A 19,784-nucleotide genomic window follows, 5' to 3' on the forward strand; every position below is an offset into this window, starting at 1 on the left:
CCCACAGTGCACTGGGCTATCGCGCGCCAGCACCCGAAACCATCATCCCGATGGATCAAAGGCCGATGATGCACTAACAATCAAATTGGACCAGTCAGATGAGGCCGTTCATTACGGTTACGTCCAATCTGCCCCGTTCCGAGTGGGACGCCCAGGTCGCAAAGATGCTCCCTGCCCTTCGTCATGAGGCGCAGGTCCTGCACCTGCTTGCGCTCGACGTGATTGATACGGTTTTCAACTTTCCTACGGATGCGCTGTCTAACCAAGAGATGGATGTGTTGAAGATGCTCGCCTCGGGGCTGGTCCCATCCGTTATTGCCCGCCAGACAGGGCTCTCCTCCAGAATGGTGCATACTTTGACATCGTCGATCGTCACCAAGCTCAAGTGCAGGACAACAGAACAGGCGGTGGCGCGAGCTGTCAGCACAGGTATTCTCAAATGGACCGACTTCTTTGCCGACCCGGTTGCCGAACTTGCGGATGCTGAAAGACAGACCCTTTGCGGCGGGATCGTGCGTTGGTCCGGAAAATCACACGAGTTGATCACCTTCGAAGAAGGTCGGACGGTGCGGAATCATGATAGCTTTCAGGCGGTTCAGGTGCAAGAATTTGCCAAGGACTTCAATTTGGATGCCGAAAGGATCCTCGAAGAACTTGGGCTCAACCGGGATCAAAGCGTGCGGATCAGATACCTTTGAACGACGTTGGCGTGCAATATTGACAACAGCTCACTTCACTTTTATACTACTCAGTAGTACATATGAGGCATGATATGAGTGTCAAAGCATCAATATCCCTGACTGAGTCACAAGACGCCTACGCGCGGAATCTGGTCGCCCAGGGTCACTACGCTAGCCTGTCCGCCGTGCTTCAACATGGGCTTGAACTAATGCGTGAACAATCGCAAAACACTGACGCACTGCGAGAGCTACTGGATCAGCGTCGTAACGGCACTTTCGTTACTCTCGAAGAAGGTAAAAAGCGCTCCGAAGACATGATCGCACGTAAGCGGGCCGCGCGTGGTTTATAAAGTCGTTCGCGCCGAAGAAGTCACCGCAGATCTTGATCTCATATTTGACTATCTTGTCGAAACCGGTGAGCACTTTGGCGAAGACCTGGAGACCGCATTTCTGCGCGCTGAGAAACGCGTTATCGAGGTTCAGGAGAGCCTCGAGAGCCTAGTTAAAGTTCCACACCAAGGCACGCTACGACCGCATCTCGGCAATGGCATTCGGAACGTAACCAAGAACAAAGCGATTATCTATTTTGAAGTCGACGATGACGAACAGGTCGTTCGGGTGCTCGCCGTCTTCTATAGTGGTCAAAACCACGATGCACACATTCTGCTGAGACTACTGTCCTAACCCCAACGCGCCCATTGGCGCGCAGCAGGATCACACGTTGGGCCGGTAGTCCTCATGAGTTGATTACCTTTGAAGAAGGTCGGATTGTCCGGAACTCGGGAGATTTCGAGTGGTTCAGGCATTTGACTTGGCAATTGAGTTCGACATGGACGGCAATGAGATCGTCGAGACATGCGGTGACAACTGCGATCAGCACGTGTGCATCAGATATCATCAAAGGATGAACTGTCTGCACCCGTCGCACTTGCGTTCCCCACCAATCCACTTATGAACGTGCTGTAAATTGACCTAAGGGAAAGCTTGCGATGCGCATGCGCGACACGTTCATCAAACCGATGCATCCCGAAGGCATTCGGTTTGTCGCGATCTTTGCTGCCATAACGGTCGGTCTGTTTCTACTGTCCGACATTCTGGGCTGGATTGGCATCGGCCTCACGATCTGGTGTTACTATTTCTTTCGCGACCCGGAACGCGTACCACCGACAGGAGAAGGCCTGATCGTCAGCCCGGCGGATGGGGTGGTTTCGCTGATCGAAGCAGCGGTACCTCCGAACGAGCTTGGGATGCCCGACACGCCTCTTACCCGTGTCAGTGTGTTCATGAGTGTCTTCAACTGTCATGTGAACCGAACGCCTATTGAAGGTGAGATTACCGCTGTTGCCTACCGCCCCGGCAAGTTTTTCAATGCTTCTCTGGACAAGGCCAGTGCCGATAACGAGCGCAACAGCCTGTGTATTCGGATGGGGAATGGTCAGGACCTGGCCGTTGTCCAAATTGCCGGCCTGGTGGCCAGACGGATCGTCTGCTTCGTGAAACCGGGCGACGCGCTGCAAACCGGAGAGCGATTTGGATTGATCCGTTTCGGGTCTCGGCTGGATTTATATCTTCCTGATGGCGTGGACCCGCAGGTGCGTGTCGGGCAAACGATGATTGCGGGCGAAACCGTCCTTGCCAGTTTGCACAGACCCGAAGAAAAGTAGGTGGCTGGATCAGTGGCAGAACCATCCGAACAGGAAGAGACCGGGTTTGCGCTAATCCATTTGCTGCCAAATGCGCTGACCATAACAGCCATTTGCGCGGGCCTGTCTGCAATCAGATTTGGCGTTCAGGGCAACTACGTGCTCGCGGTGCAGCTCATTATTGCCGCCTGTGTGCTGGATGGGCTGGATGGCCGCATTGCCCGCCTTCTCAGCAGTGACAGCAAACTGGGGGCGGAGCTGGACTCACTTGCAGATTTCCTGAACTTCGGGGTCGCGCCACCGCTCGTTCTCTATTTCTGGGCCTTGCAGGATATACGCAGCGCGGCGTGGATTGCCGTTCTGTTTTTTGCAGTGTGCTGTGTCATGCGCCTGGCGCGGTTTAACGTGGGTGGCAAATCCGAGACCTGCGATCAGGACAACGCCTATTTCGAAGGGGTTCCGGCTCCCGCAGGGGCACTGCTGGTCATGTTGCCAATGTATCTGTCCTTTGCTTTCGCGGATGCCCCATTGCTACCCAGCATATTGATATGCCTCTACATGGTGATCATTGGCCTTTTGCTCATCAGCCGCATTCCGACCTGGTCTTTCAAAACCACAAGGGTCTCCCGTGAGAACGTTAAGTATTTTCTCATCGGTGTCGCTGTTGTGGGGACCGCTCTGCTGACCTTTGCCTGGGTCACGCTGATCGCGCTTTGTGGCGGGTATGTGGGAATGGTCGCCTGGGCCTGGCTGGACAAGAAAGTACCTTCTAACCATTAAGGACTCGAAATGGATCTCAAAGCCGTTCAAACTTCTTATGCTCGCTGGGCGCCCATCTATGACAAGACGTTTGGGGCGGTTACCAATGTCGGGCGGCAGCACGCTGTTGATTATATCAATAGACACCCAGGTAAGTTGCTGGAGGTTGGCGTGGGAACCGGGTTGTCACTGGAACACTACGGGCCAGAGACGCAGGTAACAGGAATCGATTTCAGCGAAGAAATGCTGCAAAAGGCGCGCGACAAAGTGAAAGATCTATCGCTGGAACATGTTGCCGAGCTACGGCAAATGGATGCTCGCATGCTTGATTTTCCAGATAACCATTTCGATACGGTCGCAGCGATGCATGTGCTGTCGGTCGTTCCGGAACCGGAAAGGGTGATGGCGGAAATAGCGCGGGTTTGCAAGCCGGGTGGAAGGGTGGTGATTATCAACCATTTCCAACGAGAGCGGGGTTTGCTTGCATCTCTGGAAAGCGTTTTTGCCCCACTGGCAAATACAATCGGTTGGCATTCTGATTTCAAAATCGAAACGGTTCTGCAAGAGAAAGCCCTTGCTGTTGATGAGCAAAGACCTCTTCCGCCGATGGGTATGATGACTTTTCTGGTTTTGAGGAAATCAGCGGTCGCGCAATGGTCTTGTAAATGAGCTTGAAGCGCCCCCAGACGACGTGCTTAACAACGTCATTTCTAATTTAACATAGTTTCGCTTACAAGGGTTTGCGGTGTGTTTGGAATCGTAATCCTAGAAGTGCAACTACTGTTTGAAAAACTCACAAACGGATAACTCGCTTCTTTCTATTTCGATCAAGAATGGTAGAAAGCAGCGAGACGTCAGACAGTAAGTCTCTTTGGTTTTTTATGAGCCAAGCGATACCATCGTTAAAAGTAATTGCAAACTTCGCAATCGTAGTTTTGACGAGTTATCGGCAATAATGCTCGCTATCTCGCAAGATCATGAACATCACAGCAAACTTAAAGACGCAGTGGCTTGGAGGGATGTGGTCTAGTAGGCTTATCTGCTCCCGGTTAACAGCGCCCAACCAGGGTTAAACTAAGCGCTACTGTGTCTCGCGAATTGTGGATTGTTGAGGTGCCTTTTGGTCCGGGTTTACTCAAACTTGGCACGTGCAAGGAGATCGGTTTGAACCGCACGACTGAAAAGGAATTTGTAGAAAAGCCGACCGAGCTACAAGTATGGGAAATCATCTCAATCCCAACTGTAAACTCAAGTCGGATTGCGCGCGCAAGAAATTTGACCGATACAAAAAAACATAAGTCTTCCGGCTCTAGTTTTCCGCAGTTTCAATGGCCATCCTCAAATGTTTTTAACTTTACAGACAAACCGAAAAAAACCGCACCAGTAAGAAACACTTGGCGGTTCGAGACACGGAACAGTCCGATAAAGACTGGCATTTCAGCTTTGCGGACAGTAGCTAGTGCCACAGTTTTCGCTTCTGACGGAGCACGCGAAGTTGCTCATGAAATCTATACAGTTGCTCAAGCAACTTGTGCAGGTCCACCTCATAATTCTGAGCAATACCGAAAATGATCTTGATGCCGACTAACCAGTCTGGCTGCGCGTATCTCCCTTTCGCTCTGAACCGAGGTGACCGACCATGCTAACTCAGATTGACCGCCGCCAGCTCTTGGCGGGAACCGCTACCCTTGTTGCCGCACCTCTTTCTGCAGCCGCCCAGACTCAAACGGCCGATCTGGTTTTGGTTAACGGCAAAATCACTACGATGGCACCGGCCAGACCAGAAGCCTCGGCTCTGGCTTCAAAAGATGGTAAGTTCGTCGCCGTTGGCAGTGACGAAGAAATCCGCCCTCTGATCGGTCCGTTCACCCAAGTCATTAACGCTCGAGGTCAGCGGGTGATCCCCGGTTTAAATGACAGCCACACCCACGCGATCCGCGGGGCGGTGAACTACAATCTTGAGGTTCGCTGGGACGGTGTCGACAGCCTGGAAGAGGCACTACATCTGTTGCGGCTGCAGGCGGAACGTACGCCTGAAGGTCAGTTCATTCGTGTCGCTGGAGGATTCAGCGAGTTCCAGTTCAAGGAAAAACGCCTGCCCACAGTCGCCGAACTGGACGCGGTGGCACCCAATCATCCCGTTCTGATCCACTACCTATACAAGCTCACCCTGCTGAATACGAAAGCTGTGGAATGGTACGGGTATGACAAAACCGGCCACCCAGAATATCCCGGTGGTATCATCGAAAAGGACGTGGACGGGACCGCGACGGGTCGTTTGCTTGCGGCGCCCTCGGGTCTGGTCATGTATCGCACGCTGGCATCGGCGCCCAAACTGTCGATCCGCGATCAGATCAACAGCTCGCAGCAGTATTTCGACACACTAAACGGCCTCGGCATCACGTCGGTTTCGGATGCGGGCGGCGGCGGGATGGAGTTCCCGGATGCCGACCCTTATCGCGTCATTGGCTGGATGCATGATGCGGGTCTGCAAAGCGTCCGTATTGGCTACCACTCCTTCCCGCAGCACAAAGGGCAGGAGCTGTCGGACTATCAAAAATGGACCGCCAGCACACAGGCGGGAACCGGCAACGATCTGCTGAAGTTCGTCGGAGCCGGTGAGAACTTGGCCTGGGCGTCTTATGACTATGAGATATTCGCGGATGCGCGCCCGGACATCGATGCGGGTGCGGAAGATTATCAGCGCGAGATCATGACCGTATTGGGTGAAAACGGCTGGCCGTTCCGTCAGCACATCACCTATGAGGAAACAGGGGACCGTTTGCTGCCGGTCTATGAGGACGTCGCGAAAGGCGCGGGTCTGACCCCGGGGTGGTTCATCGAACATGTAGAGACCTTCAGCCAACGCAATCTGGAACGCATCGCGGCGCTTGGCGGCGGCATTACGCTGCAAAACCGCATTCAGTTCCAGGCCGAGGACTTTGTGGCGAACTACGGGGTGGAAAAGCTGAAAACCACGCCCAATTTCCGCGCCATCCTTGATCTCGGTGTACCTGTGGGCGGCGGCACGGATGCGACGCGTGTGACCTCGTTCAACCCGTGGTTCTCGATCCAGTGGATGACCACCGGCCTCTCGCGCGGGGGGATGCCGATGTACGACGATGCCAACCTGCTGAGCCGCGAAGAAGCCCTGCGCCTGTGGACCAACGGGTCCGCCTGGTTCACTGGCGACGCAGGCCGCAAGGGCGCGATCACGCCGGGTCAGTTGGCGGACTTCGCCGTGCTCGACCGGGATTACTTTACCGTGACGGATGCCGAGATTGCCAAGCTGAAATCCGACCTGACGGTGATGGGTGGCGAGGTCGTCTATGGCGCGGGTGCCTTTGCGCATCAGGATCTGCGGCATATCCCGCCGATCAGCCCGGACTGGTCGCCTGTGATCCTGCAACAGACGCAACCGCTGACGGTTTTCTGAAACGAGACGGGCACCGGCCCCGGGGCCCCACCCAACCCTTTGACGGAGACGCAGGATGGCTGATCTTTTTCTTTATAACGGGCGCATCACGACCTTCGATCCTGATCGACCAGAAGCGAGCGCCATCGCGATCACGGGCGACACGATCGAGGCAATTGGCAGCGACTCGGACATCATGGCGGATGCCGATGGAGTCGAAGCGATTGATCTTCAGGGTCGTCGCGTGATCCCTGGTCTGATCGACAGCCACACGCATATAATCCGGCAGGGCAACAACTTTGCCATGGAACTGCGCTGGGATCACGTGCCCTCGCTGGCGGACGGTCTGGCCATGCTCAAGGCGCAGGCGCAGCGCACGCCCGCCGGTCAGTGGATCCGCGTGGTGGGCGGCTGGTCGGCGGATCAGTTCGCCGAAAAACGGCTTCCAACAATCGACGAAATCAATGCTGTCGCGCCCGACGTGCCGGTTTACGTCCTGCACCTTTATGATCGGGCCTGGCTGAACAAGGCGGCGTTGCGCGCACTTGGGATTGACGGCCACTATTACGAACCTTTCGTTTCGGGCCGCCTAGAGCGTGACGATAACGGCAATCCGACCGGCTTGGCCCTGGCACGCCCCAATGCCCAGCCCCTCTATGCGCTGCTCGACATGGCCCCCAAGCTGGATTTTGAACAGCAGTTGCTGTCGACCAAACACTATTTCCGGGCGCTGAATGGGCTGGGCCTGACCTCGGCGCTGGATTGCGCGGGTGGGTTTCTGAATTACCCGGACGATTACGGTGTGATCAGTGAACTGAACCGCCGTGGCGAACAGACCGTTCGGATCGGGTATCAGCTGTTCGCGCAACGCCCGACGCTGGAGCTCGATGACTTCAAGCGCTGGAATGACATCGTAAAGCCGGATCAGGGCGACGATTTCCTGAAATGCGTCGGTGCGGGCGAGATGCTGGTCGCCTCGGCCTATGATTTCGAGGACTTCTCCTACCCCCGCCCCGAACTCCCGAAACGTATGGAAAGCGATCTGAAACCGGTGCTGGAGTTCCTGTTCGAAAACCGCTGGCCGATCCGCTTCCACTGCACCTACGAAGAAAGCGCCCATCGTCTTTTGTCACTGGTCGAGGAAGTAGGCCGCGACAAGGGCATTGAAGAGCTCAACTGGATTTTCGACCACGGCGAGACTGTGTCTGAGAAAACCATGGAATGGGTCGCGCGGCTTGGTGGCGGCATCTCCTACCAGAACCGTATCGCCTTTCAGACCACCGCCTACCGCGATCGGTACGGAGAGGCGGCGCTGCGTGAGGTTGCACCGGTGAAAAAGATGATGGCATCGGGCGTACCGCTGGCCGCCGGAACCGACGCCACGCGCGTGTCGTCTTATAACCCTTGGCTTGCGATCCACTGGGCGGTTTCGGGCAAAGGGCGTGGCGGCGATATGATCTGGTCCCCCGAAAACAGGATCAGCCGCGAGGATGCGTTGCGCCACTGGACCGCGGCGGGGGCCTGGTTTAGCCGTGAACAGGGCAAGAAAGGCCAGTTGAAATCGGGCCAGTTCGCCGACCTTGCCGTGTTGGACCGGGATTACTTTACCGTGGCCGAAGATGAAATCGCCGACATCTCGTCCGACCTTACCCTCACCGGCGGAAAGATTGTACATGCCAAAGATGCATTCGCGGCCTTTGGCCCCGAACCGCTTGCGGAACTTCCCGATTGGTCTCCAGTCATTGCCTACGGCGCGCCCGGTGTGCCAACGCCTTGAAGTTGGCGGTGCTGACTTTGAAAACGCCGGAACTGCCAGCTAGCGGTGTCTGGCCTTGGATTTCAAACTCCGTGCGCCGTATCGACCGGGAACCATCTATGTATTTTTTTTCGGATTCAACTCGGACATTGCCTTCAAGCGAATGACGAACCTTTCGCATATTTATAGCGGCGGTCTACAGCGCTTAACATTTTCAGTATCCTGCTTCTAGGGGACCAATAGGAGTTTTCCACGATGACTGGCCGCTTCCATTGCAGCATGAGCATTTCGTGCTTCGGACAGCGGTATTTTTCTATGCGTGACAACCTTTAGAGATCCGGAGGCAAATGCAGGCCAGATTTGTTTTTCAAGGTCGCGTGCAACGGCAGCTTTGAATGCGTTGGGTCTTGATCGCAGAGTTGAGCCGGTCATTGACAGGCGTTTCAACATCATCGGCATTAGGTCGATATGAACTTTAGATCCAGCATTAAAGGCAATCGACACAATACGCGCATCGTGTCGGCAAGCTTTTATATGTTTTGACACATAATCTCCGCCAATTATGTCCAATACGATGTCCGCGCCACCTGCGTCCCTGAGAATTGAAACGAAGTCTTCGCTTCGGAAATCGATTGCGCGATCCGCCCCAATGCTTTCGCAATACATGCAGTCATCTTGGCCATCAGCGGTTGCGAACACGGTCAGCCCCATGACCTTCCCAAGCTGCAAGGCTGTAGAACCGATGCCCCCTGCCCCGCCTTGAACAAGAAAGTTGGCGCCCTGAGCAAAGTGAGAGTTGAAGAAGATGTTGCTCCAGACTGTGAAGTATGTCTCTGGTAAACCTGCTGCGTCTTCCAGTGGCACCCCATTGGGAATGGGCAGGCAATGGTCATCGATGACGGCGACATACTCGGCATAGCCACCGCCATTTGTAAGTGCACAGACTTTATCCCCAACCGACCAACGGGTTACTTTGGAACCGCACTCCGCAATCTGGCCCGACACTTCCAGCCCTAGTAGGTCACTTGCGCCCTTGGGCGGCGGGTAATGCCCGCGGCGTTGTACCAAGTCAGGACCATTTACACCGGCCGCCGCAACCTGAATCAGAACTTCGTTTTCAAGTGGAACAGGAACCGTTCGTTCCTTTTGGACGAGAACATCCGGACCACCTGCCGTTTCCATTTCAACAACGCGCATTTTGGGTTTAGGCATTACATCTCCTATCGTAGTTGTTATTGCTACTACTATTTTTTAGAGATACAGTAAAGCTGCGCTGCATAGGAGAAGAGCATGGCCGTAGTGGACGTCCTTACAGAAATTACCGGGAACGTATGGAAGATCATCGTAGCAGTTGGTGACGAAATCGAAGAAGACGAGCCGATAATGATCCTTGAGTCGATGAAGATGGAAATACCTGTGGCAGCACCAGAAACAGGACGTGTTTTAGAGATACTAACCGAACCTGATGCGGTCGTTAAGCAGGGTGAAGTTGTGGCACGGATCGAGGTCTCTGATTGATGACCCAGAAAGTGCTTGTAGCCAACAGAGGCGAGATCGCGCGGCGCGTCATCCGTTCGTGTCGCAGATTGGGCCTTGCCTCGGTTGCTGTATATTCGGACGCCGACGCCGATCTGAGTTTTGTTAAGGAAGCTGACGAAGCGATCCGTATCGGTGAAGCATCACCCAAAGCCAGCTACCTAAATCACCCGGCTCTGCTTGCAGCATTGAAGCAAACACAGGCGACAGCAGTTCATCCAGGCTATGGCTTTTTGGCAGAGAACGCGGAGTTTGCCGAAGCGGTCGCCGACACCGGTGCAAGATGGGTCGGACCGGCACCTGACACGATCCGGGCGATGGGGGACAAACAACGCGCTCGCAACATCGCTATCGACGCCGGTGTTCCGGTCGTCCCCGGCAGCGATCGTTTCGCCGATGGCGAACTAGACGGCATCGTTCAAGCAGGTGACTCTGTCGGATACCCGTTGTTGGTTAAGGCGTCCGCCGGTGGCGGCGGCATTGGCATGCAGAAGGTAAGCGCGGCCAGCGATCTTGAGAAAACCGCTGCCGCCACCCAGTCAATGGCCGCAAATGCCTTTGGTGACGGTTCCATCTTTCTGGAACGTTTTATCCCAAAGGCACGTCATGTTGAAATTCAGATCTTCGGCTATGGAAACGGAACGGGTATCCATTTGTTCGAGCGCGATTGCTCGCTTCAGCGGAGATACCAGAAAGTCATTGAAGAAAGCCCGGCACCGAAACTCAGTGAAACGACGCGAAAGGCGATGACGGGTGCAGCCGTTTCCCTTGTGGAACATACAAAATACGCAGGCGCCGGTACTATTGAGTTCATTGTCGACGCGGAGACCGAAGAATTCTACTTCCTTGAAATGAACACTCGAATTCAGGTGGAACACCCGGTTACTGAGATGGTCACGGGCCTTGATCTGGTCGCGATGCAGCTGGAACTCGCGCTGGGTACGCATACAGCGCTTAAGCAAACCGATGTCGAAACGGCTGGTGCCGCGATCGAATGTCGACTGTACGCCGAAAGCCCACGCATGCGCTTCTTTCCGTCGCCCGGAGTTCTCGAGCAATTCTCGGTCCCCGAAGAACGCCAGAATTTGCGCATCGACGCAGCCTATGTGGAAGGGGATGATGTAACACCAAACTATGACCCGATGATCGCCAAGATAATTGCATCAGGTGCAACCCGGGATGAGGCCATAGCCAATTCAATCGACGCGCTGACGCAGGTGAACATCGCCGGAATTCAGACAAACCGAGACTTTTTGATTGAGGCGCTTTCACATCCGGCCTTCGCGGCGGGTGATGTGCATACAGGGTTCATCGAAGAGTATGCCTCAGACTTAATTCCATCGAAGAAAGGATAACAGGTCATGACACGCACCGTCACAGATCCCATTTTGTCGATCACCCGGCCAGACACGTTCACCAAGGGACTAATTCTGGCGTTCGTCGGCGCGGCGATGATCGCGTTGTCGGCCAGAGTGCAGGTTCCAATGTGGCCGGTGCCTATGACGCTGCAAACGCTTGCGGTGATGATCGTCGGCCTTGCTTATGGCGCGCGGTTGGCAACGGCGACCCTGCTGCTTTATCTGTTGCAAGGCGCGTTGGGGCTGCCGGTCTTCGCGTCAGGGGGTGGCCTTGCTTACTTTGCCGGTCCGACCACAGGGTATTTGATTGGCTTTGTGCTCGCGGCCGGGTTCCTTGGATACGCGGCGGACAGTGGGCACACCAAGACCACAGGTGGCATGCTCGGTGCGATTACACTCGCAACCGTTTTGGTGTTTTTGCCCGGATTTATTTGGCTCGCATGGTTTGTGGGCACAAACGCCGCCTGGACCAGCGGAGTGCTTCCGTTCCTGCCTGGCGCAGTCGTAAAAGGCGCACTGGTCGCACTGATTGTCAGAGGCGGGAGTAGTTTTCTGAGCAAGGCCTGATCAATCGGTTCAATACCGAAAGGGCCGACTTTAACTCGGCCCTTACATTCGTTACCGTCGCCTCACAAACAAGGAGCACGGTTTGACGATCTCAAAGAACGATGGGTTGCTGAATGACATGCGGCAGCTCGGCCTGACCGAATACGAAGCCAGAGTTTTCCTTGCTCTGGTCAGCTCGCAACCTTCGACCGCATATGAATTGGCCAAAAAGTCCGGAGTGCCCAGGCCCAATACATACACGGCGTTGGAGGCTTTGACAGATCGTGGCGCGGTTATGCCGATCAGTGAGAAACCGGCGCGTTATGTCGCGAAAGAACCAGATACCTTCTTTGGAAAGATCGCAAGCGAAACCCAGCTTCTTTGTGACGACGTGGTGGACAAGCTGTCCAACCTCAGCGCTCCGCATGCCGAGAGTTACGTCTGGATGCTTGAAGGCACCAAAAACGTTGATCAGCGGGTAAGCGACATGATCGATGCGGCGGAACAAAGCATTTGGATCAAAGGTGACACAGACCTGATGGAGGCACATAAAAGTGCTTTGCGCAAAGCCACCGAAAAGCGTGGCGTCGAGTTGATGGTCATTCTTTTTGGGACGAATGTGCACGACTATCGGTTCACTGACAAATGCAGCATCCTGGTTCACGAAGCGAGCGGCGTTCGAATGGGATCCGCCGACAACCTGTTCACTGTTGTTGTAGACCACAACGAAATGCTGACGGCGAACGAACAGGATCAGGTGCGCGCGGCCCATACACAAAACCAGGCGGTCGTAAAAATGGCGCTGTCACTTATCCGGCACGACTATTACATGGCTGAAATTTTCGCCAAGTATAAGAGCGAACTCGACACGTCGTTCGGGCCCCATTTGCAAAGCCTGAGGCAAAACAGCTTTACGCCCGATCAGATCACCTCGTTTCAGGAGAAGACAGGGCTAAAGGAATAGGCCGGCTGTCATTCTCCCATAGCGCGGAAACGACGTTCAAGATGGGCAACCGCCGCGAGAGCTGCAGCCATTTGTGGTATTTCTGAAAACACCGGTACGCTGGCGGCCCGTGCGCGCTCCATATACTCACGCTTTTTGACTTCCAGCGCTTCGGACTCGTCGCTTCTGAGAGCTAACGCGAAATGCGCGTGTCCCGGTCTGTCCGACTGAAGTTTTTCAATCACTGAGATCAGGTTCCCGATCGGGTCCACGTCACCTCGGCCGACAAATGCGGCAAGATTCAGGTGCATGGCCACAGCATCAATCGAGGCATGGTCGTAGATAATGTTCAGAATATCTCCGGCGACCCATCCATCCTTCTCTTGCAAGGTACGGACCGGTGCATCCACCGGATTTGCGACGCTTGTGCCCGGCGGCAGCCCGAGCGCGTCCAGCTCATGCCTGACTGTGCCGGTGAACGGCGTTACGTTGAGGCCCACATCCGAAAACGCATCCGTACCCAGAACGCTGCTACCGCCACCGTTTCCAAACAGGACTATTTCCCTAGTCGGTCGCTCTGGACGCAGTTCCATGCATTGAAGCGCAAGCAGGACGTCCAGAAATTTGTTCAAGTTGGGCACCAGAACGGATCGCGTCTGCTGTGCCAGCGCATCCCATGCTTTTTCGTCCCCCGCCAAAGCACCAGTGTGGGACGCCGCGGCAAGACGACCTTGCGACGATCGCCCCCCTTTGAGGATTACAACCGGTTTTTTTGCGTCTTTGGACCGCAACGCTTCAAAGAAGCTTCGACCATCCTTTATGTCTTCAATGTATAGGCCAATCGCTCGGGTGGCCGGGTCTTGCAGATAGAATTCAAGCAGATCAACAGGCTTCAAATCACAGCTGTTGCCCATTGTCACAAGCCCGCTGAACCGCAGCCCCCTGTGCTGACCCCTTTTGATAATGTCGGTTGACAGACCGCCAGACTGGGCGACGATCCCGATTGAGCCCGCTTCCTTCGGGGCACCGACAGGAAAGGTCAACCGACCGCGGGGCGAATAAGTACCCAGGCAGTTTGGCCCCAACACGCGCACACCGGCATTGCGCGCTTTTTCCACAAGTTCGTCTTGCAGATCGCGGCCCTCTTCGACTTCGGCAAAACCCGATGAAATCACTTGCGCAACTTTGCAATTGCCATTAGCGGCGGCCAGTGAATTTGGGATGCGCTCAGCCGCTATCGCCACATAGGCGTAATCTACCGGCGCAGGGGTCGACGCCAGATCTGGATAGGCTTTGAAGCCTTCAATCTCTGCAGCCTTCGGATGAATTGGATAAACCCCACCATTGTAGCCGAAGTCTACCATTCGCCGGATAAAGGTGTTCGCGATTGCCGTTTCGCGGGTCGACGCGCCAAGGACCGCGATGTTCTTGGGTTCAAACAGCGCGTTGATCGCTGCTATCGCTTCGTTTTTTGTTCTCTTTTCTGTCGTTTGGGCGTCCGTTGTGGTATCGATTATGAACCTGGCGTCCACTGCAATCGCTTCGCGCTCGCTTACGATAACGGGGTTCAGGTCCAGCTCAACAACCTCGTCAGCCGCAGTCATCAGCAAACCATCGGCTCCACCGATTTTGAGTATCAGCTCAACAAGTGCCCCGAAATCTGCCCGAAGCCCTCCGCGTGCGCCTTTCAGAATTGCGGCTCCCTTAAGCTCATCCAGCATCGCCTGTGCGTCATCTAAGGAAATGGGACAGATCCGAAAGCTCACGTCCTGCAGCACTTCGACAAAAACACCCCCCAAGCCGACCATGATCATTGGCCCGAACTGTGGGTCGCGAAAGCCGCCGACGACGACCTCGTGGCCTTTGGGAACCATCTGCTCAACAAGCCAACCATCGACATTCGCTTCGGCAATACCGGGCCGCGCAGACATGGACCTGATTGCATCTGCCACGGCGGCAGCGTCTGCCAAATTCAAAGCAACGCCCCCGGCGTCGGATTTATGCAATATGTCGGGTGACACGACTTTGGCGACAAACGGGCCGTCAAAAGCCGCAAGTTCGCGGGATGCATCGTCTGCAGACTTCAAAACCACAGATTTAGGAACCCTGATCCCGATGGAAGCCAAAAGGTCCTTGCCTTCCGCTTCACTTAATGAGGACCGTCCGGCTTTAATCGCCGCGTCGATAGCAGAATAGGTCATCCGGACGCCTCAGTAACTTGTGGGCCAGGTGCGCATCAGATGTTCTCCGATACCGCCCGATCGCCGCCGACGATGAACATCTAGCATTCTGATGAGGTAAGCCCGTGTTTCCTGAGGCTTGATCACATCCTGAGCAGAAAAGATTTGCGCCATGTCCCAGACCTCCAGGTCCTTTTGGATGTCAGCCAGCGCTTCTTCGAAACCGCCTTCGCCCGCGGTTTTGTTGTGAACGATGTTCGTTGCAAAAACGGGATCCATGAAGCTTATCTCGGCTGTGGGCCAGGCAACCATGCTGTCGTTATGAGCACCGCCTCCCATGGCGACATAGGCCCGCCCATAACCCTTTCGGCACAGAACCGTGATCGACGGTACCGTGGTAAGGCAGGTTGCGTTCATGAAATTCATGATCCAACCCGGCGCGCCGCGCCTTTCGGCTTCTGTCCCGACGACAAAGCCCGGTGTGTCCATCAACCGGATCAGCGGTATGTTGAAACTGTCACAAAGAACCGTAAAGTCGACCGCCTTGCGGCACGCTTCCACTGACAAGGCCCCGCCGCCGACAATCGGGTTGTTGGCAACAATACCAACAACTTTACCGTCCAGACGCGCTAGCCCGACGACCAGGGACTTTCCAAAGCGCGCCTTCATCTCGAAAAAGCTGCCATCATCGACGATCGTCGAGATGATCTTTTTCATGTTGTAAACCTGCGTACGCTTTTCCGGCAGAACGTCCAGGATCGCGTCTTGGTTAAGGCCGGACCCTTCGGGAACCTCTGCCTGCGCGGGCAATTCACCATTATGGTTCGGCATGTAAGACAGAAACGTCTTCATCGCCTCCATGGCTTCTTCGTCAGTGTTGACAAAATGGTCGATCAGCCCGGTTTGTTCCGCATGCAAACGCCAACCGCCTAGTTCCTCGAGGTCCACTTTTTCCCCGATGGCCATCGATACCAGTCGGGGGCTGGAGACCGACATGATTGAGCCCTTCTTCATTACAGAAAAGTCGGCCATGCAGCACATCCAGGCCGATGAACCGAAGGACGTGTTCAGCGCGGCCGAAAGAAACGGAACCTCGCGCATTCTTCGAAATTGCGACGTGTCGTTGCCAAGCAACTGACCCATTCCCTTAGAGCCCATTGCGTCCGGCAAACGCGCCCCAGTGCTTTCACCCAAATGCAGGAAAGGCATGCCCCGTTCTACGCAGGTCTTGCGAATGTAGCCCATCTTTTTTGAGTTGGTGGCTCCGGTCGACGCGCCCTTGGTCGTAAAGTCATTCACGACAACGCCGACATCCCTGCCCGAAATCCGGCCAAACCCGGTTAACTTGCCGTCACGCGGGGTGTTTTCCGCGTCTTTTGGCGAAAACGAAGACGCCCCGAGCAGGCCCAATTCGATGAAACTTCCGTCATCGACAAGCTTTGCCAGACGTTCCTCTGCATTGAGATTGCCGCTGGCCGCGCGTTTTGCCAGCTTGGCCTCGCCACCCATGCGGGAGGCTGCCGCGCGCCGACGATCCAGTTCCTGAATTAGCTCTTCATGCGCCATCTGACCCACTCCCTTTTGATCAGCGAAATTCAACGACCTCTTTGGTCGCGTTTGTTAGGGCTTTGGAATTGAGAACCGGAACCGAGCCCGCTGCCAACTGCAGCTGTCCACGCTCGACCAAAAGCGGTTCGGCAAAAAGCTCGCCCTGCATCTTGATGAAACCGTTGAACTCACCGGCGTTGTTGATGCAGCGCGAGGCTACGGCGGCCTCGTACCAACCGTGCAGATCGCTCCCCAAACCGTCGCCGAGCACGGCCTGCATTCCGTTTTCAACGATGGCCCGAATGCCATCGCGAAGATGCCGAAGCCCGCCGAACCTTTTGAGTTTGACTTTACAAAATTGAACGCCCTCGATATCAGCTGCCCGTTCAATATCGGCGAGCGTGCAAATAGGTTCATCCAGCATGATCGGAACCGCCGACGCTGCTGCGACGTCTGCGTTGTCTTCCCATGCGTCTGCTTCACAGGGTTGTTCGAACAACGATATTCCGTCCGGGTCCAGGTCTCGTACAAACGCCAACGCATCTTCTTTCGAATAGGCGCGGTTGGCGTCGACCCTTAATTTCGCCCTGCCCGCCGCAGCCGACTGAATGACGGACAGCCGTTTCAGATCAGAGTCGACATCCTTCCCGACCTTGACTTTAAGGGTCGAGTATCCCGCTGAAACCGCCGCTTCGATTTCCCTTTCGATTTCTTCCGGGTCGCTTGCTCCGATCGGTACGAGCAAGTCTAAAGAGTTCGGTGTATCGACGCGCGCCAACGGGTCGTCTATCAGGCTCTCGATGGCGACTGTGGCGGCGGTCGTCGCCACTTTGCTTTGAGCGAAATCTGATCGCAAAAACGCAATGGCGTCTTCGGATTGTCGCCCGATGAGTTTCGGAAGGCGCTCTCTTAAGTGTTTCCATGCCCCTTCGCGGGTCTCGGTACTTGAACCCGGCGACACATGCGCGTCCGCATAGCCAACGCGGCCTTCGGAGTCTTCCACCTCGACAAAAAACGGCTCGAATTCAGTGAAAGTGCGATAGGATAAGCGATAGGGTCGTCGCAGCGGTAGAAGCAGCCTTCTAAGTGTTACTCTTTCGATCATCAAACCGCCGCCTTTAGATCACTGGCGAGGTCAGTTTGCTCCCATGAGAACCCACCATCCTCTTCAGGTTGGCGTCCGAAATGGCCGAAAACCGAAGTGCGTCGATAAATTGGTCGGTCAAGTGTCAACCGTTCAATGATTCCGCGTGGCGTAAGATCAACCAGTTTTATCAAGGTTTGTGAAATATCACTCTCTGGTACCTGAGAGGTTCCATGGGTGTTCACCAGCACCGAGACGGGCTCTGGCACTCCGATAGCGTAAGCGATCTGTATTTCACACCGCTTCGCCAACCCTGCGGCCACGACATTTTTTGCAAGATAGCGTGTAGCATATGCTCCTGAGCGGTCCACCTTAGTTGGGTCTTTTCCGGAAAATGCCCCTCCTCCGTGAAGTGCGGCTCCACCATATGTGTCGACGATGATCTTTCTGCCTGTCAGACCTGTATCACTTTCAGGTCCCCCAACGACAAAGCGTCCCGTTGGATTGACGAGAATTTTGGTCCGGTCGTCAACCAACCCTTCACCCAAGGCAGTTCGGACTTCAGGTTCTATAATTGATCGGACGTGCTCGACGCTAAGGTAAGGGTCATGGTGCGAAGACACCAGCACTGTCGCGCATCGGATTGGTTCGTCGTCGCCGTATTCTATTGTGACTTGGGCCTTTGAATCCGGCTTCAGACCTGGCAAAACGCCCTCTAAACGACGCTGCTTCAAACGCCTTAAGATCTTGTGCGAGTACTCGATAGGTGCGGGCATCAATGCTTCTGTTTCATCGCACGCGTAGCCGAACATCATTCCCTGATCGCCCGCGCCTTCACTTCGTCGGGACGCACGATCAACTCCTGCCGCAATATCGGGAGATTGTGGTTGGATACGAACGTCTATTTTGATGTCATTCGAGTTGAAGCCATCAAAGTCGTAACCAATTTCGGAAATTACCTTTCTTGCGGTTTCTTCAATTGCTTCGCGGCCATGTGAGACATGGCTGCGAACCTCTCCGGCGATGACCAAAAAATTCTTAGCGCAAAGGCACTCGATCCCTGCCCGCGCCTCTGCGTCAGAAGCGATGTGCAGATCTAATAGGGCATCGGATATCTGATCGCATACCTTGTCCGGATGTCCATCAGACACAGACTCACTCGTGAATAGTTTCGATGCCATGGGTTTCCCATTTGTTAGTGTAGATGATGCAATAACGTAGTTGCTTTTACTACTACTGCCAAATATGATTGCAAGAGACAAGGGAGGAAAAGATGTTCACATCAAACACGCTTAGGATTTCAGGCGTTGCTGTTGCGCTGTCCGTCGCGACAATTGCCATTGATGCATCGGCGCAGAGTTACCCGGTAGACAGGCTTGACTACATCCTGCACGTCAAACCCGGCGGTGCGACAGATGTACTGGCAAGAAAGCTCGCAACCGCGCTCGAACAGGATCTGGGCGCAACAATCGTCGTAGAGAACCGGAACGGAGGCAGCGGTGCCAAACAAATGGCAATGCTGACCCGCAAGGACGGTGACGGCGCGACATTTGGCTCAGTAACAGCTTCCCACCTCGGGATGTTCCTTCGGACCGGCAACTACACCACAGACGACGTCGCATTTGCGTGTCGAATGGTTGTTGACCCGTACCTGCTGGTTGTTCCGGGGGATAGCGAGATTGATAACCTCAGCGAGCTGGCCGAGGCCGCCAAGGCAGATCCAGGTTCGATTTCCATAGCCGGTTTTGGCGAAGGGTCAGGCGGGCAAATAGGCTGGAAAATCATGGAGCAAGCAGCTGGACTGAATGAAGGCGATGTAAAGTGGATACCCTACGACAGCGTTCGCGACGGAATTGTTGCGGCGCTCGGCGGACACAATGACGTTGCGATTGGATATGTCGGGCTTACGCGGCAACATGTTGAAACCGGTGATCTGAAAGTGATCGGGATCATGGCTGAAGAAGCGCCGGCCTTGATGCCGGATGCGGTGCCTTTTTCCGCACAAGGCTTCGACGTTGACAATAACTGGCAGCAGTTTCGCGGTGTCATAATGCCAAAAGATACACCTGTGGAAGTTCAGACCGCGCTCTGCGACGCAGTGGAACGCGTCATGGACAGCGACGACTTTCAAATATTCATGAACGATTCAGGCCTCAACTATGGATATCAGGGTCCCGAAGAATTCGGGGAATTCGTATCTTCTCAGGCCGAAGCAACAAAATCCTGGTTCGACCGTTTAGGTGCCGGCGGATAACTGTTTAGTCTGAACCGCATGGCTGACCCTGAACAAAAGAACCCGGCCTTGGCTGCGTCAGACGGCGACGAGTCAAATGCCT

General features: G+C 54.9%; 19 protein-coding genes. 14 read left to right on the top strand and 5 right to left on the bottom strand.

Annotation, left to right across the window (positions count from 1 at the left end; all coding sequences use genetic code 11):
- Positions 1-164 precede the first annotated feature (164 nt).
- The 9 genes from AC2FNU_RS09045 (at position 165) to AC2FNU_RS09085 (ending at position 8,274) form a co-directional block, all read left to right on the top strand.
- On the top strand, positions 165-698 hold the full coding sequence (locus AC2FNU_RS09045) for a response regulator transcription factor (protein WP_496787400.1): 534 nt from the start codon (positions 165-167) through the stop codon (positions 696-698).
- Between the two features lie 74 nt (positions 699-772).
- Positions 773-1,030, top strand: coding sequence for a ribbon-helix-helix domain-containing protein (locus tag AC2FNU_RS09050; RefSeq protein WP_170574733.1), 258 nt, complete (start codon positions 773-775; stop codon positions 1,028-1,030).
- Entirely contained in the window at positions 1,020-1,364 is a 345-nt protein-coding gene (locus tag AC2FNU_RS09055) for a type II toxin-antitoxin system RelE/ParE family toxin (protein ID WP_496787402.1), read from the top strand. Before AC2FNU_RS09050 ends, AC2FNU_RS09055 begins: the two co-directional genes overlap by 11 nt.
- Positions 1,365-1,669: 305 nt before the next feature.
- Positions 1,670-2,344, top strand: coding sequence for a phosphatidylserine decarboxylase (locus AC2FNU_RS09060; protein WP_170574729.1), 675 nt, complete (start codon positions 1,670-1,672; stop codon positions 2,342-2,344).
- Positions 2,345-2,356: 12 nt separating this feature from the next.
- Entirely contained in the window at positions 2,357-3,103 is a 747-nt protein-coding gene (gene pssA / locus AC2FNU_RS09065; RefSeq protein ID WP_170574727.1) for a CDP-diacylglycerol--serine O-phosphatidyltransferase, read from the top strand.
- Between the two features lie 9 nt (positions 3,104-3,112).
- The gene (locus AC2FNU_RS09070; RefSeq protein ID WP_170574725.1) at positions 3,113-3,751 is read left to right on the top strand and encodes a class I SAM-dependent methyltransferase; all 639 of its coding nucleotides are present in this window, start codon (positions 3,113-3,115) and stop codon (positions 3,749-3,751) included.
- 495 nt (positions 3,752-4,246) lie between these two features.
- Positions 4,247-4,654 (top strand): hypothetical protein, encoded by a 408-nt coding sequence (locus AC2FNU_RS09075; protein ID WP_496787404.1) that lies wholly within the window; start codon positions 4,247-4,249, stop codon positions 4,652-4,654.
- Positions 4,655-4,721: 67 nt separating this feature from the next.
- A complete protein-coding gene (locus AC2FNU_RS09080) occupies positions 4,722-6,518 on the top strand; it encodes an amidohydrolase (RefSeq protein ID WP_496787406.1) in 1,797 nt (598 codons plus the stop codon).
- Positions 6,519-6,573: 55 nt separating this feature from the next.
- A complete protein-coding gene (locus AC2FNU_RS09085) occupies positions 6,574-8,274 on the top strand; it encodes an amidohydrolase (RefSeq protein WP_496787408.1) in 1,701 nt (566 codons plus the stop codon).
- Positions 8,275-8,481: 207 nt separating this feature from the next.
- On the opposite strand, the gene AC2FNU_RS09090 is transcribed toward AC2FNU_RS09085, so the two are convergent.
- Complete coding sequence (locus tag AC2FNU_RS09090) at positions 8,482-9,465, bottom strand: NAD(P)H-quinone oxidoreductase (RefSeq protein WP_496787410.1); 984 nt, start codon at positions 9,463-9,465, stop codon at positions 8,482-8,484.
- 78 nt (positions 9,466-9,543) lie between these two features.
- On the opposite strand from AC2FNU_RS09090, the gene AC2FNU_RS09095 reads away from it, so the two are divergent.
- The 4 genes from AC2FNU_RS09095 (at position 9,544) to AC2FNU_RS09110 (ending at position 12,657) form a co-directional block, all read left to right on the top strand.
- The gene (locus AC2FNU_RS09095) at positions 9,544-9,771 is read left to right on the top strand and encodes an acyl-CoA carboxylase biotin carboxyl carrier protein subunit (RefSeq protein WP_496787412.1); all 228 of its coding nucleotides are present in this window, start codon (positions 9,544-9,546) and stop codon (positions 9,769-9,771) included.
- Positions 9,771-11,144: an acetyl-CoA carboxylase biotin carboxylase subunit gene (locus AC2FNU_RS09100; RefSeq protein ID WP_496787414.1), complete on the top strand. Its 1,374-nt coding sequence runs from the start codon at positions 9,771-9,773 to the stop codon at positions 11,142-11,144. Before AC2FNU_RS09095 ends, AC2FNU_RS09100 begins: the two co-directional genes overlap by 1 nt.
- 6 nt (positions 11,145-11,150) lie before the next feature.
- Positions 11,151-11,714, top strand: coding sequence for a biotin transporter BioY (locus tag AC2FNU_RS09105; RefSeq protein WP_496787415.1), 564 nt, complete (start codon positions 11,151-11,153; stop codon positions 11,712-11,714).
- 82 nt (positions 11,715-11,796) lie between these two features.
- Positions 11,797-12,657: a TrmB family transcriptional regulator gene (locus tag AC2FNU_RS09110; protein ID WP_496787417.1), complete on the top strand. Its 861-nt coding sequence runs from the start codon at positions 11,797-11,799 to the stop codon at positions 12,655-12,657.
- An 8-nt stretch (positions 12,658-12,665) separates the two neighbouring features.
- On the opposite strand, the gene AC2FNU_RS09115 is transcribed toward AC2FNU_RS09110, so the two are convergent.
- Genes AC2FNU_RS09115 through metK form a run of 4 tightly spaced genes read right to left on the bottom strand, consistent with a single transcriptional unit; the run spans position 12,666 to position 18,629 of the window.
- A complete protein-coding gene (locus AC2FNU_RS09115; protein WP_496787419.1) occupies positions 12,666-14,837 on the bottom strand; it encodes an acetate--CoA ligase family protein in 2,172 nt (723 codons plus the stop codon).
- Positions 14,838-14,846: 9 nt separating this feature from the next.
- Positions 14,847-16,382, bottom strand: a complete 1,536-nt coding sequence (locus AC2FNU_RS09120) for an acyl-CoA carboxylase subunit beta (protein WP_496787421.1) — start codon at positions 16,380-16,382, stop codon at positions 14,847-14,849.
- Positions 16,383-16,401: 19 nt separating this feature from the next.
- On the bottom strand, positions 16,402-17,469 hold the full coding sequence (locus AC2FNU_RS09125; protein WP_496787423.1) for a mandelate racemase/muconate lactonizing enzyme family protein: 1,068 nt from the start codon (positions 17,467-17,469) through the stop codon (positions 16,402-16,404).
- Positions 17,469-18,629 (bottom strand): methionine adenosyltransferase, encoded by a 1,161-nt coding sequence (gene metK / locus AC2FNU_RS09130; protein ID WP_496787425.1) that lies wholly within the window; start codon positions 18,627-18,629, stop codon positions 17,469-17,471. Before metK ends, AC2FNU_RS09125 begins: the two co-directional genes overlap by 1 nt.
- A gap of 92 nt (positions 18,630-18,721) precedes the next feature.
- On the opposite strand from metK, the gene AC2FNU_RS09135 reads away from it, so the two are divergent.
- Positions 18,722-19,702: a tripartite tricarboxylate transporter substrate binding protein gene (locus AC2FNU_RS09135; RefSeq protein WP_496787427.1), complete on the top strand. Its 981-nt coding sequence runs from the start codon at positions 18,722-18,724 to the stop codon at positions 19,700-19,702.
- The last annotated feature ends 82 nt before the right edge of the window (positions 19,703-19,784 follow it).

The sequence above is a fragment of the Ruegeria sp. BHSB064 genome, assembly GCF_059613205.1.